The organism is Paenibacillus sp. P36 (assembly GCF_045866505.1).
Classification (GTDB): domain Bacteria; phylum Bacillota; class Bacilli; order Paenibacillales; family NBRC-103111; genus Paenibacillus_E; species Paenibacillus_E chondroitinus.
The window spans coordinates 7,910,747-7,925,221 of the sequence record NZ_AP038372.1 but is presented as its reverse complement, the minus strand read 5'-3'; the positions used below and the strand labels follow the sequence as shown (position 1 = coordinate 7,925,221).

Sequence of the window (14,475 nt, the reverse complement as noted above, 5' to 3'; positions counted from 1 at the left end):
AGGGGCAACCCCCCACCTCCTTATTATCTTGAAAGGCGGCTAATGCATGAAGCCTGTTGTAGAAATCAATCGTCTCACGAAAATTTACAATAACCTGCGTGGTATCCACGAGGTGAATATGACCGTGCAGCAAGGCGACATTTATGGGTTTTTCGGACCCAACGGCGCCGGGAAGACGACCGTTATGAAGATCATGACCGGCCTTGCCAGAGCGCAGCAAGGAGAAGTGAAGCTCTTTGGCCATCCTGTGTCAACGCACTATGAGCAGGCGATGGCCAAGGTAGGCGTCCTGATCGAAACCGCCGAAGCGTATTCCTATATGAGCGGCAGACGGAATTTGGAGCTGGCCGCGAGATTTTACCCGGGCATCAGTAAGCAGCGCATAGACGAAGTCTTGGAGATCGTCGGACTTACCCTTTTTCAGAAGGAAAAGGTAGCGGGTTACTCGCTAGGCATGAAGCAGCGGCTAGGGCTCGCGGCAGCGATGCTGTCGAAGCCGGAACTGCTCATACTCGATGAGCCGACGAACGGTCTGGATATCGAGGGGATGGTTCATATCCGTGAAATCATTATGCACCTGGCGCGAGAAGAGCGCATCACCTTCCTAATCTCCAGCCATTTGATTCATGAAATGGAGCTGATGTGCAATCGCATGGGCATCATTCACCAAGGACGGCTTGTCCGTGAGGGTCTCGTGTCGGAGATCGCGCAAGGAAGCGCGACGCTGGAAGAAGCGTATCTGCGCGAAATTAAAGAAGTAAGGAGGCTCGCTGCGCATGCATAGCCTAACCGCCAACGTTTGGAACGAAACGGTCAAAATAACGTCCAAGAAAAAAACGATCTTTTTCCTTGCGGTTACGCTGCTGCTTCCGCTCCTGGCAGGGCTGCTGTTATCGCAGTTTCAAAGCGGTATCGGAATCGGAGCGATTGCCTCGCAGGATTTTCCGATCATCATGCTGGGGCTGCTAACGAGTATTTTTCTGCCGTTATTCGTTTTCATGGGAGCTGCCGATGTATTCTCGGGTGAGATGGGCGACCGCACGATGAAGATCACACTGACGCGGCCCATTTCACGATTCAAAGTGTTCGCTTCCAAGCAGATTGCGCTTGGTGTTTTTATTGCGCTGTACTTAATTGCCGGATTGCTGGCATCCGTTATCTCAGCGCTATTTTTCCAGCACTTTGGCGGCTTTGGCGCAGTGATGAATTGGTTCCTCGCGTATGGTGCGGCCTTTCTGCCACTGCTTGTGCTCAGCATCGCCGCTGTGTTTCTGGCACAGTTCTTCTCCAGCTCCTCCTCCGCATTGACGGTGAGCATACTTCTTTATTTGGCGTTTAAAGTGGCCGCCTTTTTCATCCCGCAAATCGCCACGTATTCGCCTACGGCGTACACAGACTGGCATATGCTTATGATTGGAAGCGGCATGGCGCTTGACAAGGTGAGCAGCATCTTTATGTTTTTGATAGCGTGTAGTATATTGTTTTTTACAGCAGGTTTTTATTTGTTCGATAAAAAGGAGATCTGACCACGATGTCGATTCGCTTACGGCTGGTACTCTCATACATTGCCATGCTGCTTGTACCTCTCGTCCTATCGGGGCTAGCCGTGATTCTAATCTCCATCGCAACGTTCGGCACATTGAAGTCCGGCTTTCAGGTCGATTTCTCCCAAGGCAACCCGATCAAACGCGTCGTTGAACAAGAACTCGAGAACGTCGCTTACATGAAAGCAAAAACGGAAACCGAACCCGACGCGTTCCTAGATCCCGTGTTTATTCAGGATTTGGAGGACCGTTTTCATAAAATCAATATGGGCATTATCATCCGCAAGGATAAAGAAATCACGTATAGCTCTCCCTATTTGAAAGAGGGCGAAGCGCAGAACAGCTCCAAACTTCCCGCTTATGGTACCTCATCAGGCCAATTCCAGCGCAATCAGGGTTCCCTGTGGATAACTCGGCAGCAGGATTTTCTGTTTTCCGATCAAAGTAAAGGATCCGTTTTTGTATTCTTGGATGGAGGCCCCTTTCAGAAATATTTGCACCAGTTTTCCAAATCGGTTGTTTTGACATTCATCCTCATCCTTGTGGGTACGAACGGTGTGCTGACCTATTTCGTTTCTCGCAGCATCATTAAACCTCTGAAGGCGCTCAAACGAGCGGCGGAGGAGATCAAGGAAGGCAATCTGGATTTTGAAGTGGTGCAGCAGTCCGATGATGAAATCGGGGAGCTCAGCAGAGCTTTTGAAGAAATGAGGCGCAAGCTCAAGAAATCCGTTGACCTTCAGCTGCAATATGAAGAAAATCGCAAAGAGCTGATTTCTAACATTTCGCATGATTTGAAGACGCCGGTTACCGCCATTAAAGGATATGCCCACGGTATTATGGATGGCGTCACGAACTCTCCGGATAAGCTGGAGAAGTATATTCGAACGATTTACACGAAAGCGGCCGATATGGATCGACTGATTGACGAGCTCTTTTTATTTTCCAAGCTGGATTTGGGGAAAGTCCCGTTTCAGTTCGAAACTGTGGATCTAGGCCAGTATGTGCAGGATTGCGCGCAAGAATTACAATTCGATATGGAGAAAAAAGGCGTACAGTTCAAGCTGACGGAATTGCCAGATGAGCCTTTGCTCGTAACGGCAGACCGTGATAAGCTGCGGCGTGTGCTGCTCAACATCATCGAAAATGCAATCAAATACAGTGATGAAGGCAATTGCCGCATCACCTTAACACTCCGAGAAATCGACGGCAACGCCGTCATTCAAATAAAAGATGCCGGTCAAGGCATATCCGAAGAGGCGCTGCCTCATATCTTTGACCGGTTTTATCGGGCGGATCCATCGCGTAACACCGCGACCGGGGGAAGCGGGCTGGGTCTGGCGATTGCCAAACAAATCATGGAAGAGCACGGCGGACGTATTGGCGCAACCAGCATGATCGGACAGGGGACGACCGTTTATATGGCATTACCGCTTAACAAGCAGGAGGAGAGTCAGGAATGAGCCGGATTTTAATCATAGAGGATGAACAAAGCATCGCCGAGCTGGAGCGGGATTACCTGGAAATTAGCGGCTACGAGGTCGACATCGAGAACAGTGGGGACAAAGGGCTGCAGGTTGCGCTCTCGACGGAGTATGACCTCATTATTCTTGATTTGATGCTGCCGAAAATCGACGGTTTCGAAATATGCCGGCGCATTCGCAGCGAAAAGGACATTCCGATATTGATGGTTTCCGCGAAAAAGGAAGACATCGATAAAATCCGCGGTTTGGGCCTCGGCGCGGATGATTACATGATCAAACCGTTTAGCCCCAGCGAATTGGTGGCAAGAGTCAAAGCGCATCTGGCCCGGTACGAAAGGTTGATGGGGCGGCGTGAGGCGAAAAACGATGAGGTCCGCATTCGCGGTTTAATGATTGATAAAACGGCGCGCCGCGTATTTGTGAATGAGCGAGAGGTCGTGTTTACGACCAAAGAATTCGACCTTTTGACGCATTTGGCGATGAATCCCAATCGGGTATACAGCAAAGAGCAGCTGTTCGATCTCCTCTGGGGGATGGATGCCATGGGCGAAATCGCGACCGTTACAGTGCATATCCGCAAGCTGCGCGAGAAGATTGAGCAGGATCCTTCGAATCCGCAGTATATTGAGACGATCTGGGGTGCGGGGTACCGGTTCCGGATTTAACTTCATATAGAAGAAAAAGACTGCCATTGCTCCCGGAATGTGGGGCATGTGCAGTCTTTTTATTTGGAATTTACAGAGAAGTTGTTCCGCCATGGGACGGAGGGTTTGGCACTGTTGCCGCCTTCCGCTTCAGCTTGCGTTTATCTCTCCACAGAGCTAACCGCAAATAGAAGGAAGGGACGATAATGAGCGTAAGGATCGTCGAGACAATAAGCCCTGAGATAATGACGACGGCCATCGGTCGCCATAGGCTGCCGCCCATAATTGCCATGGGCAGGAGACCGCTGATTGCGGTAGCGGACGTCATCAGGATGGGGCGAAGCCGCGCACGGCCGGATTCGGCAATGGCATCGTGCAAGGCCATACCGTGATGTCTGGCATCTTCGATAAACTCAACCAGCACGATGCCGTTGCGCACGACAATCCCGGCCAGACTGACAAAGCCCATGAGCGCCATGAATCCGATTGGCGCACCGGTTATGAATAAACCGATTAAAGCTCCCCCCATAGCCAAATAAACAGTCATCATGACCAGGAACGGTATGGACAATGAATAGAATTGAATTGCAATAATGATGAAAATGAGGCATACAACAACAATTGAAAGCTTGCCGATGGAGGAGAAGGCGTCGTTCCGATCAGCGTTCTCGCCTGCAAATTCAATCGTGTAGGCGTTAGGTTTTTCCAGTTTGTTTACTTGTTGCTGCAGCTCGGTGACAATATCTGCTGGCAACCTTCCATCCGTATAAGCTCTTACCGTAATTGTTCGTACCAGATTGCGATGCTGCACGGAGGTGATCATGCGGTCGTTTTGCACATTGATGAACTGCTTGATTGGATACAGTTCCCCGGATTGCGAAGGAACGAGCAGTTCGCCAATCGTTTCGTCGGACGTCATCTGGTTGGCCTTGCTGAATAAGGTAACGGGAATATCCTCGTTGCCTAGTTGCAATTTGGAAACCTCAATTCCGTCGGTTGCGAGTCGGGCGGTTCCCGACAAATCCTTCTCCGTGACGCCGTAATAACGTGCTTTCTCCTGATCGAGCTGCAGATCTACGGTATAGGTTTCATCACCGACGCTATCGGAGACGTTAGTCGTGCCCGGGATGTTTTTCAGTATCGTTTGCAGCTGTTTGGAAAGCGATGTTAGTTCGCTCAAATCCGGGCCACTGATTCGAACGGCAATCGGCGCTCCGACAGGAGGGCCTTGTTCCAGTTCTCTGGGCAGCAACTCGATGTCCGGATATATACGCTTGAGTTGATCTCGCCACTCGGAAACAAGCTTGCCAGTTTGGGTTCGGGACTCGTCGACCTTGACATATAGCTGGCCTATTCTTGTTCCGACATTAGCGGTTTCCGCATAGTAAAACTTAGGTGTTGTCCTACCGGCATAGGTAGAAACAGACTGAACCCCGTCCTGCTTAGCCGCCCAAACCGATAAACTTGTCATCATATCGGCGGTTTGCTTATAGTCGGCGTTCACGGGCATTTTCACATCAAGCAAAAATTCGCTTCGTTCCGCGCTCGGAAAGTACTGAACGCCTAGAAAGGGTAAAAGCCCATAGCTGGCCGTACCAATGACAAGGCCTATCATTCCAGTTAAAAGCGGTTTTCGCAGCAGCCGGCGAATGAGCTTTTCATAGAACTCGCTTAGGAGCCATATAGGTTTACCCAAAAGTCCAGGCAGCTTATTCTGAGAGGAGGTTCCTTTGCGGAGACTGCGTTCGCTGCTCCATTTGCGGAAAATCGGAATGATGGTTAACGACATAGCCATCGACGCGGCTAAAGTTAAGCTAACGACGACGGGAATCGGCTTGATAAAATCCCCGATGTTGCCTTTTAAGAAAAACAGCGGGAAAAAAGCGGCTGCTGTAGCAATCGTTGCCGTAAGAATCGAAATCGCAACTTCCTGGCTGCCTTTCAGTGAGGCGTCCAGGGGAGAATCGCCCAGAGACAATCTGCGTTCGATATTATCGTTAACGACAATGGCATCATCGACAAGAATACCAAGTACAATGACCAGCGCGACAATGGATATCTGATTAAGATCGATGGATGTCATGCTGATCGGGAGGAAGCCGAGCGCGATGGAAACGGGAATCGCGAGTGCGACAATAATGGACGTTCCGAAAGCGAGCCCCAAGATACAGACAACAAGTACCGCAGCCATCCCGATCAACATCTCCCGTGACAAATCGGCAAACAGATGATCGACGTTCTCCTTTTGCGTAAATAACGATACCATCGTCACATGCGGAGGGAGCTGAGCCTGCAATTCGGAAACCCTTGCGTCGATCCCATCTTGCAAAGTAGGAATATTTTGTCCTTTAGCCGGATAAATGACGACATCGACGGCGGGTTTGCCTTGATAGAAGACCTCCTCTTCCGTTTTCTTAGGGCCTATTTTAACTTCAGCGACATCTTTAATGCTCAGCGAATTGCCTTGCCCTGCAGGCCGGTAAACAACCGTATCGGCAATATCGTTGGCGGACTTCCATTCGCCGGTTAATTGAACATAAGTGTTGTTATTATTGGCAACCACATTCCCAATTGGTGTGCGGTCGTGAGCGGTGGTGAGCGCCTGCATAACCAGGGTCCAAGGAAGCTGCAGGCTTTCGAGCTTCTCCTTGTCCAGAATCACCTTCACTTCCTGATCGGGAAGCCCAACAATTTCAACGTCACTGACACCGGAAACCGTGCGCAACTGGTCCTTCCATGTTGTAGAAATGGACCGTAAGGACTCCAACTCAGAGGGGTTTTCCACAATTAAGTGAATGATTTGCGCAGAAGTCTTGGCTAGATCATCATCGATCTCTGGCTGTTCCGCCTCTGCGGGCAGCTTGCCTTGCGCGGTCTGTACCTTTTGTCTGAGCGTATCCCATGCACGGCTGTTATCGACTCCGGGCTGCATCTCTACAGTAATGAAGGACACGTTGGTAGAAGAAGTCGAATCGATCGACTTGATGGACTCCATCTTTCTAATTTCCTCTTCCAACGGCTTGGTAACGAGCTGCTCGACCTTTTCGGGCGATGCGCCGGGATAGATGGTCTTTACCGTAGCCATGGATACGGTGATTTCGGGATTCTCACGCTGGCTTAACGATAAAAAGCTGAAGGCGCCCAGCAGCACGAGCACGACAAAGAATAGCAGGGTAATCTTTTGATATTTGATCAGTTTGGCAATCAAGCGGATTCACTCCTTCTGTCCAGCTGTTCCAGTTAGAAAATTGAAAACTACTGGCCGGGCGCTACTTTCTCCATATGTTTAAGTTGGTACTGACCGGAGACGATGAATACCTCGCCTGCCTTCAGTCCTTGTGTAATTTCCGTCATGTCATCCTTGCTTCGGCCGAGCTTGACGGTCCTTTTTTCAACATGGTCTCCTATCAAAATGAATACATAGGGCTCGCCATCCTCGCGCAAAATGCTGCTCGTCGGCACAACGATGACCTGCTGTTCGCCGCCACCAGCCAGTAGAAGCTGCACGCGCATTCCAGGTTTGAGGCGGCCGTTTTCGTTTGCGGCTTCAAGTTCCAGTGAATAGGTTTTCGTCTGGGTATTGGCCGTGTTCGCCAAATAAGTCACTTTACCTTCATATGTATCTGGTGAGTCCGACGTTTGAAAGATCAGGCTCGTTTTGCCCTGCACGAGCGATAAGTCCGCTTCCGTTACTTCAGCGCGGATTTTGATCGGTGATTGCCGCTGCACGACGCCGATTTTTTGTCCTCTGGCCAGCGTCATTCCTTCCTCAATGGGCATTTCGGTCAAAAGTCCAGACGCAGGCGCCTTGACTTCAAAATAAGCGAGGTTGACATCAGCATCCTGCAAATCAATATCGTTAGCCTGCAATTGGTATTGGATGGCGGCTAGCGGTTGGGTATTTTGGAGCGTTTGAAGCTTCTGCTGCAAAGTTTGAAGATTGAGTTTCAACGGTTTGACTTGAGATTCCATTTGCTCTTTCTGGTCTTTCGTTGCCTGCCCGGTGTCATAGTCATTCAAAATCCGGTTATATTGCTTGTTTGCATCGTCCAAGGACTGCTGAGTTATGGCAATATTGTTGGTTAACTCCAGAATGCCGTCATCCCAATCCTTTTTGGCCTTGGACAATTGTTCTTCGAGACTGGCTCTGGCATAAAGCAGTTTTTGTTTTTGGCGAAGCAAATCTTTATTATCCAGCTCGATGATCACATCGTCTTTTTGGACTTGTTCCCCGCGTTTCTTCAGGACGGACTTCACGTCGCCATCCACCTTGAGCACGACATTCAACTCTAATGAAGGAACCACATCGGCTGTGAGTGTCTTAGCACCTGCCCATGCCTGTGTGGCAACCTTAGCTGTTTTTACAGGCTTAATCGCTGCCTCTGCCGCATGCTCAGCTGTTGTTGCGGAAGATAATGGGGCTTTGCTGGAGCAGCCTGTGAGCGCAACGGCGGCCAGGATGACTACAAAACCTGTTTTATGTAGGAATTTTCCGGTTGTTCTTACGATATCGTCTTTCGGTTGTTTTGAACGAGCAGCCATGATTGAGCCCCCTAATTATTAATGGTGTATAAGATCAGACATTGCTTTAAGTATGACTTTTGGTCAACTTTTTGGTTTAATTGGTTCAAATGAGTAAGAATATTTGATTCGCGATCCATGGAAGGACAATAAAAACCTAATGATTAACATTATATAAGTTCATTTATAACAATAAAGTGACTTGTGGTCAATATTATTTTTGGGGTTAGGAGAGCATCTTATGTAAAAGAGGAAGTAAATCAATAATTTGATACGATGTCAATCGCTGCATTATGAAGATGTTCATTTATGAGTATTTAATCTTTATTCTCTTACAAATTGAGATAAAGTAATAGGGCTAACTTGGTTGCAAAATCAAAACAACTGTAGATTTCACTAGTCGTTGGCAGTTTAAAGTCCACTTTGAGTATAGACTTAAAAAGGATTATAGAAAAATAAATTGTCATTATAGAGGAGGGGGTATTAAGAAAATTGTATTTATTATACCCAATTTGGGGTATTTTTCTAATTTTATATTTGGGCTATTGTTTAAGTGTATAGCTGTAATTTGAGAGGAGGTGAAATTATGAAAAAATTATTTGTTGTATTTGTATCAATAGTGATATTATTCACGGCTAGTATTAGTGTTAGTGCGTCACAGAGCTCTAGTAACATGTTAGAAACAAAGATTGTTGCAATTGATAATACTTCGTTCACAGGATCCTCAAGTAATGAACCTCAAGCGAGTTTGGTTGCTGCAGCGAAGGTTGCTCAGAAAGCTTACGTTTATGGAACAGCAGCAGTAACCTACTATGGTAAACAAGTAGTAACTGCTGCTGTAAAAGGTGCAACTAGAATTTTTGGTCTTCCAGAAGGTGCATCTGATCCTGAGTTTGGCATTAAAGATATTGATGTGATCTTTGATAAATAAAGATAAATGAATTAGATGCCCCTCTTATTTTTAGGGGGGGCTTTATTTCAAATATTTAGGAGACATTTATGAGATACGGTTTGTATAGATCAATAGTTTTACTTGTAATTTTAATTTCTTTAGGAATATTCTTTTTTTTTCATTTTTCAATGATCTTACTTCATGTATGTCCAGTTAATCCCATTTCAACAAGGTATAAGATTGTTACGGATTCGTACACTCAATTATTTTTTGCTCAAAACTGGCATCTATTTGCACCTGATCCTATTAGTACTAATTATTATGTATACATGGATGTAAGATATTATGGGGAATCACTGAAAAAAGATGAAAAAGAGATTAACTGGATTGATATTACTACTCCAATGATAGATGTCAATAATAAGAGTTTCTTTACACCGTATAATAGGCTATTAAGAATAAATAACGGTTTAGTTTCACAATTACAGTTGAATCTAGTGAGTGATTTAACAATGAAAGTAGTAAAAAAAAATTTAGCTGAGAATACCGAAGAGAAGGTTAACCAATCACTTATGGAATCACACGAAAATGCTAAAGATGGTCTTTATAGATATGCGTATTCGTATGCTAAAACGCTCTTCCCGAACCAAAAAATTGAAGCAATTAAATTGCTTGTTTGCATTAAAGAAACCATCCCTTTTTCCAAGAGGAATGATACAAATTTTCAAAAAGATGAAAATAGAATAATCTTGGATTGGAGAGATAATCTAGAAGATGTTATAGCCTTACCTTAGTGAAGGAGAAAAAATGGAGTTTAATAAATTTGCTTATAATAAAACAGAAGAAATAATTAATTTTTTTTCTAAGGATAAGTATTTAGTTGGGACGAGTTTGTTAAGAGTTTGCTTCGGTTTATCGATAATTTATTTCTACATGTTACATTACTCGCATCGGTATTATTTGTTTAGTGAGTATGGGGTAAACATATATACAAAAAAGTACAAGTCAAGTGTTTTATCTTTATATAATTTATCTGATGATTTTCTTTTTTTTGATTTAATTTATAATTTTGGCATAATAGTTGCAGTAGTATTTACTCTAGGCTATAAAGGAAGAATTTTCACAGTACTCAATTATGTGTTCTATAGTTCTTTATATAATAGAATGGTTCATATAGGTGACGGTGGAGACAATCTATTATATCTTGTTTTTTTCTACATGATGTTTATGAAAACGACAGAATATTTTTCGATAGACTCTATATTTAAAAGAGAGTCAGAGATTGAAAAGGGTAAGGAGAATTTAGTCACTGTTGTAGGGAAAATATTTCATAATTTTTTTGTATATATATGTATTATTCAGTTATGTATTGTTTATTTTATTTCTGCAATATTTCAAATTATGGGTGAAAGCTGGAATAATGGAACAGCTATATATTACATATCACAAGTAGAAGCATTCTCAGTGCCTGGATTTAAAGATTTTGTCTTTGATAATATATATTTAAGTGTAGTACTTGCATATTTCGGAATACTAATAAAATTATTTTTCCCATTTTTTATACTTCTCAGAAGAATTAAACTATTAGCTGTATTCTGTATGGTGATGTTTCATTTAGGCATTGCAGCTACAATGGGATTAATTTCATTCTCACTTGCTATGATTTTTATGGAGTTACTGTTATTTAGCGATGGAGAGTATAAAAAAATGATGCAACACTACATGTTATTTTATAAAGATATTTGGGAATTTTCACGTAAAATTAATAAGCAACTTAGTACAAAGTATTTTCGTAAATTTAGAATTATTGTACTTTATGATGGTTGGTGTTCTAGTTGTTCAAATATTATCAAAAGAATAAAGAAAATTGACGTATTTGACTTAATTGAATTTATTTCTTTTAGAGGTGTTTCTGATCATTTTTTTGGTACTCAGGAAACAGAACTAGAAAAAAGAATGCATAGTTACTACGTGGAAGAAAAACGTATGGTAAATGGAATGGATTCATTTATTCAAATCACAAAGAGATTACCAATACTGTATATAATTTTACCTCTGTTGTTTCTAGTAAAACATATTGGGTTAGGCAATCGCATATATGATTGGATTGCAAGGAGAAGAATGATTATTCCTATCAATACCTGCAATGAAGATTGTCAATTGGAAGTTATACATAAGGCTAATTCAATTGGAGAGATGAAAAAATGAACTTGTTTTTAGGGGTATCCTCAAGCATTGTTCTAATTATCTGTTTGATCGTTATACTAGTTATGTTTCTGAAGAAGCATGACGAAAAAAAGAATGAACAGGATGTTTTAAATTTTTTTGAGAAAAATCCTAACAAATCTTCTATATGTTTCATTCAAAATGATGTAATCATACTTGATTACAGTAGCAATAATCCAATGCCCTTAGCGAGTACAGTCAAGGTAATAATTGCAATAGCATACGCAAATAAAGTTAATGAAAAAAAATTGGCTCATGATTCTTTGGTTCCTCTGTCAGAGTTAAACAAATATTACATTTCAAAAACAGATGGTAATGCTCACGAGGAATGGTTGAGCTATCTAGATGAGAATTCATTAATTTATAATAACTCTGTCGAATTGAATCAAATTGTGAAAGGAATGATTAGATTCAGTTCAAATGCAAATACTGAATATCTTATATCTATTATAGGGCTGAAATTCATAAATGATTTATTGAAAGAGTTATCTCTTGAGTCTCATGAAGAGATATTTCCTATCAGCTCTTCCTTTATGGTCGCGGCATATTTAAAAGAAAATGAAAAGCTTAATGGGAAGGAAATACTATTAAGATTGAAAATGATGGCAAATGAAGAGTTTATTGAAATCTCAAAAAAAATCCATAATCTATGTCATGAAAACGACAATTATATTAGTAGTAGAAGATATAAGAATATATCTTCAAATAATGGCATACAGCGTGTGATTTCAAATAAAATGACAAGAGCTTCGACATACGACTATGCTAATGTAATGAATAAAATTAACTCTAAAAACTATTTTCCTCCAGAAATTGAACGAATCTTGTTAGATGTATTAGACATACCATCAAAGGCTAATTCTCAATTTTATCGGGTTGGATATAAAGGCGGTTCAACACTGTTCATTAATACTAATGCTTTGTATGTGACTGATACTCAGGGGAATAGGTTTGCACTAGCTATTTTTATTCACGATGAAGAAATGGTTGATATTTTGTGGTTAAACAAAAAGATTGAAAAATTTATATCAAGAATTTTAAAAGATGTTTATTTTAGAGAAGATGTGATAAGTCGATTGAGTTTTCTAAAATGTTAGTATTTGTACTTTTTTTATTGATGCTTTTTCCTAATATACTTCTATTAATACTTGTTAAGTACAAATTTAAATGCAAGATAGATATAGTATTCTTAATGTTATTTTTATTTGGATATTTAAGTTGGTTTGTAATTTCGGGAGATTGGATATTTATTAGTTATTACTCCCGAATTATTACTATTATTCTGTATGTTGTAGTTAGCTTTATTTCTATTAAAAGAAACCTTGGGAAACCTTGGTTCAGAGTAAAAGGAGTAGTAAGGGGAGGACTAAGAATCATCTTATATAGTGTCTCACTACTTCAATTAATTGTTGGCATGTATGCTATTTCAATTATGATAGATTCAAAAAAAGTAGAAGGTGATGTCTTACGTCTAGAGTTCCCATTAAATAATGGTGTTTATTTTGTTGCTAGTGGAGGTTCTCACGAAATTTTGAATCATCATTATAAACATCCTTCGCAAAAATTCGGAATTGATATAGTGAAAATGAATAAATTTGGGTTACGTGGTAGTTTTAAAATGAGGTTTGCATTAGAAGACTTTGAAATATATGCTGAAAATGTGTACAGCCCAGTTCAAGGTAAAGTTGTCAAAGTGATTGACAGAGCTCAAGATAATTTTCCGGGGTACTATAATAGTAATTCTTTAGGGAATGTGGTAGTTATAGAATCACAAGGAAAGTTTGTATTTATTCTTCACTTGATGAAAAATAGTATCCTTATCAAGGAAAATCAAGAAGTAAAAGTCGGGCAATTATTAGGTAAGGTAGGAAACTCGGGAAAGTCATTTGAACCCCATTTACACATACATGCGACTGAAAAATCTAATAACTTATTTAATGGGGTTCCAGTTTCTATAATGTTTGATGAAAGAATATTAATCAAAAATAGTATTGTAAAAAATTAATTTAAACTAATAACACGACTAAGTTAAAAATTATATAGGCCGATATTGGCGGTTTTTCTATTAAATTGAAGCCTGGAAAGAGTGCACGACTCTGTCCGGGCTTTTTGTTTTTAAGATGAAAATCACCTTAAATGTAAATGCTTGCTAATTTCAATGTACTTACTGTAAAATCTATTTAAAGTAAATTTTATGAAAATAAGGAATATTATTCTCCACTGTGAGAGGGGGATCAAAATGAATATTTTTAGGGAGGGAGCAAGTTCGGAGTATTCGTGGATTCGTTTATCGACAATAGAAACTGAGAAAATTGAATTATGGAATGCAACATTTATGAAAACTGGAATAGACCGAGATACTGCAACGTTACCGTTTCGAGTAGCAGAGACAGAGAGACAAGAACATATGGATGTAACACTTATGGTAGTTTCAAAAGAAGAGATAAATGCTCTCTCTCAAGCGATAATGAATCCGCACTTAATCATATTCACAAATCGGAACGGAGTAGCACTAGAATTTATTGGACCAACAAATATAGTAAATAAATTGGAGGCTGTGAATGTTGGTAAGGGGACATCGTTTGCTTTAGAACATGCCGGCATTAACGCAATTTCCCTTTCAATGCAATTGGATGCGTTGGTAGCCGTGCAAGGTTTGGAGCACAGCTTGACATTTTTTTCGAAATGGAGTGGTATGTGTTCTCCGGTTAAGCTTGGAAATCAAATACGAGGTTACTTGAATCTTTCCGTTTCTCTGACAGAGAATTTATGTTTGGTTGCCTCATTATTAAAACGGTTGATAAGCGACATAGAATCTCGAATGATGTTAGCTGATCCAATAAGTAAACAGGCATTGATTTATGAGCATTTTGATCTCTTTTCTCTAACAAATCGTGAAAAGGAAATTGGCTTTGGCTGGTTGCAAAATCAGAGTGCTTTGCAGATTTCACTTGCACTAGGCATTTCAGAGGCTACGGTGAGGCATACACTTAAGAAGGTTTATAGTAAAACGAAGTGCCATGATAGGGGGGGATTTATTAAGAAGTTTATGGTATGAATACCTTGTTTGTGGTATTTAATTCCATGTTGAAAAGAGTGATATTTTAGATAAGTGAAACTTTAGGGGACAATCGATGGTGTGATTAATTTCGTAGGAAAGAAAA

General features: G+C 41.6%; 12 protein-coding genes. 10 read left to right on the top strand and 2 right to left on the bottom strand.

The window, feature by feature from the left end; translation table 11 throughout:
• Positions 1-46: 46 nt before the first annotated feature.
• Genes ACKTT9_RS34785 through ACKTT9_RS34770 form a run of 4 tightly spaced genes read left to right on the top strand, consistent with a single transcriptional unit; the run spans position 47 to position 3,693 of the window.
• The gene (locus tag ACKTT9_RS34785) at positions 47-784 is read left to right on the top strand and encodes an ABC transporter ATP-binding protein (RefSeq protein WP_407869596.1); all 738 of its coding nucleotides are present in this window, start codon (positions 47-49) and stop codon (positions 782-784) included.
• On the top strand, positions 777-1,526 hold the full coding sequence (locus tag ACKTT9_RS34780; RefSeq protein WP_407869595.1) for an ABC transporter permease subunit: 750 nt from the start codon (positions 777-779) through the stop codon (positions 1,524-1,526). Before ACKTT9_RS34785 ends, ACKTT9_RS34780 begins: the two co-directional genes overlap by 8 nt.
• Before the next feature lie 5 nt (positions 1,527-1,531).
• A complete protein-coding gene (locus ACKTT9_RS34775) occupies positions 1,532-3,007 on the top strand; it encodes an ATP-binding protein (protein WP_407869594.1) in 1,476 nt (491 codons plus the stop codon).
• Entirely contained in the window at positions 3,004-3,693 is a 690-nt protein-coding gene (locus tag ACKTT9_RS34770; RefSeq protein WP_326060775.1) for a response regulator transcription factor, read from the top strand. Before ACKTT9_RS34775 ends, ACKTT9_RS34770 begins: the two co-directional genes overlap by 4 nt.
• A gap of 70 nt (positions 3,694-3,763) precedes the next feature.
• On the opposite strand, the gene ACKTT9_RS34765 is transcribed toward ACKTT9_RS34770, so the two are convergent.
• Positions 3,764-6,880: an efflux RND transporter permease subunit gene (locus ACKTT9_RS34765; protein WP_407869593.1), complete on the bottom strand. Its 3,117-nt coding sequence runs from the start codon at positions 6,878-6,880 to the stop codon at positions 3,764-3,766.
• Between the two features lie 47 nt (positions 6,881-6,927).
• Positions 6,928-8,214 carry an efflux RND transporter periplasmic adaptor subunit gene (locus ACKTT9_RS34760; RefSeq protein ID WP_407869592.1) on the bottom strand — a complete coding sequence of 429 codons (1,287 nt, stop codon included), beginning with the start codon at positions 8,212-8,214 and terminating at the stop codon, positions 6,928-6,930.
• Positions 8,215-8,779: 565 nt separating this feature from the next.
• Between ACKTT9_RS34760 and ACKTT9_RS34755 the strand changes: the two genes are divergently transcribed.
• From ACKTT9_RS34755 to ACKTT9_RS34730, 6 genes are all read left to right on the top strand, one after another.
• Positions 8,780-9,124, top strand: a complete 345-nt coding sequence (locus ACKTT9_RS34755; protein ID WP_407869591.1) for a hypothetical protein — start codon at positions 8,780-8,782, stop codon at positions 9,122-9,124.
• 68 nt (positions 9,125-9,192) lie between these two features.
• Entirely contained in the window at positions 9,193-9,879 is a 687-nt protein-coding gene (locus ACKTT9_RS34750; RefSeq protein ID WP_407869590.1) for a DUF5819 family protein, read from the top strand.
• 13 nt (positions 9,880-9,892) lie between these two features.
• A complete protein-coding gene (locus ACKTT9_RS34745; protein WP_407869589.1) occupies positions 9,893-11,293 on the top strand; it encodes a DCC1-like thiol-disulfide oxidoreductase family protein in 1,401 nt (466 codons plus the stop codon).
• Positions 11,290-12,408 (top strand): serine hydrolase, encoded by a 1,119-nt coding sequence (locus tag ACKTT9_RS34740; RefSeq protein ID WP_407869588.1) that lies wholly within the window; start codon positions 11,290-11,292, stop codon positions 12,406-12,408. The genes ACKTT9_RS34745 and ACKTT9_RS34740 overlap by 4 nt, the downstream gene beginning before the upstream one ends.
• On the top strand, positions 12,402-13,316 hold the full coding sequence (locus ACKTT9_RS34735) for a M23 family metallopeptidase (RefSeq protein WP_407869587.1): 915 nt from the start codon (positions 12,402-12,404) through the stop codon (positions 13,314-13,316). The genes ACKTT9_RS34740 and ACKTT9_RS34735 overlap by 7 nt, the downstream gene beginning before the upstream one ends.
• Before the next feature lie 234 nt (positions 13,317-13,550).
• Complete coding sequence (locus ACKTT9_RS34730) at positions 13,551-14,369, top strand: helix-turn-helix transcriptional regulator (RefSeq protein WP_407869586.1); 819 nt, start codon at positions 13,551-13,553, stop codon at positions 14,367-14,369.
• Positions 14,370-14,475 lie beyond the last annotated feature (106 nt).

Bases quoted from the DNA above. Each gene is read 5' to 3' on its own strand.
- ACKTT9_RS34745 (WP_407869589.1), top strand. From the start codon at position 9,893: ATGGAGTTTAATAAATTTGCTTATAATAAAACAGAAGAAATAATTAAT.
- ACKTT9_RS34785 (WP_407869596.1), top strand. From the start codon at position 47: ATGAAGCCTGTTGTAGAAATCAATCGTCTCACGAAAATTTACAATAAC.
- ACKTT9_RS34735 (WP_407869587.1), top strand. From the start codon at position 12,402: ATGTTAGTATTTGTACTTTTTTTATTGATGCTTTTTCCTAATATACTT.
- ACKTT9_RS34730 (WP_407869586.1), top strand. From the start codon at position 13,551: ATGAATATTTTTAGGGAGGGAGCAAGTTCGGAGTATTCGTGGATTCGT.
- ACKTT9_RS34775 (WP_407869594.1), top strand. From the start codon at position 1,532: ATGTCGATTCGCTTACGGCTGGTACTCTCATACATTGCCATGCTGCTT.
- ACKTT9_RS34760 (WP_407869592.1), bottom strand. From the start codon at position 8,214: ATGGCTGCTCGTTCAAAACAACCGAAAGACGATATCGTAAGAACAACC.
- ACKTT9_RS34750 (WP_407869590.1), top strand. From the start codon at position 9,193: ATGAGATACGGTTTGTATAGATCAATAGTTTTACTTGTAATTTTAATT.
- ACKTT9_RS34740 (WP_407869588.1), top strand. From the start codon at position 11,290: ATGAACTTGTTTTTAGGGGTATCCTCAAGCATTGTTCTAATTATCTGT.
- ACKTT9_RS34770 (WP_326060775.1), top strand. From the start codon at position 3,004: ATGAGCCGGATTTTAATCATAGAGGATGAACAAAGCATCGCCGAGCTG.
- ACKTT9_RS34755 (WP_407869591.1), top strand. From the start codon at position 8,780: ATGAAAAAATTATTTGTTGTATTTGTATCAATAGTGATATTATTCACG.
- ACKTT9_RS34780 (WP_407869595.1), top strand. From the start codon at position 777: ATGCATAGCCTAACCGCCAACGTTTGGAACGAAACGGTCAAAATAACG.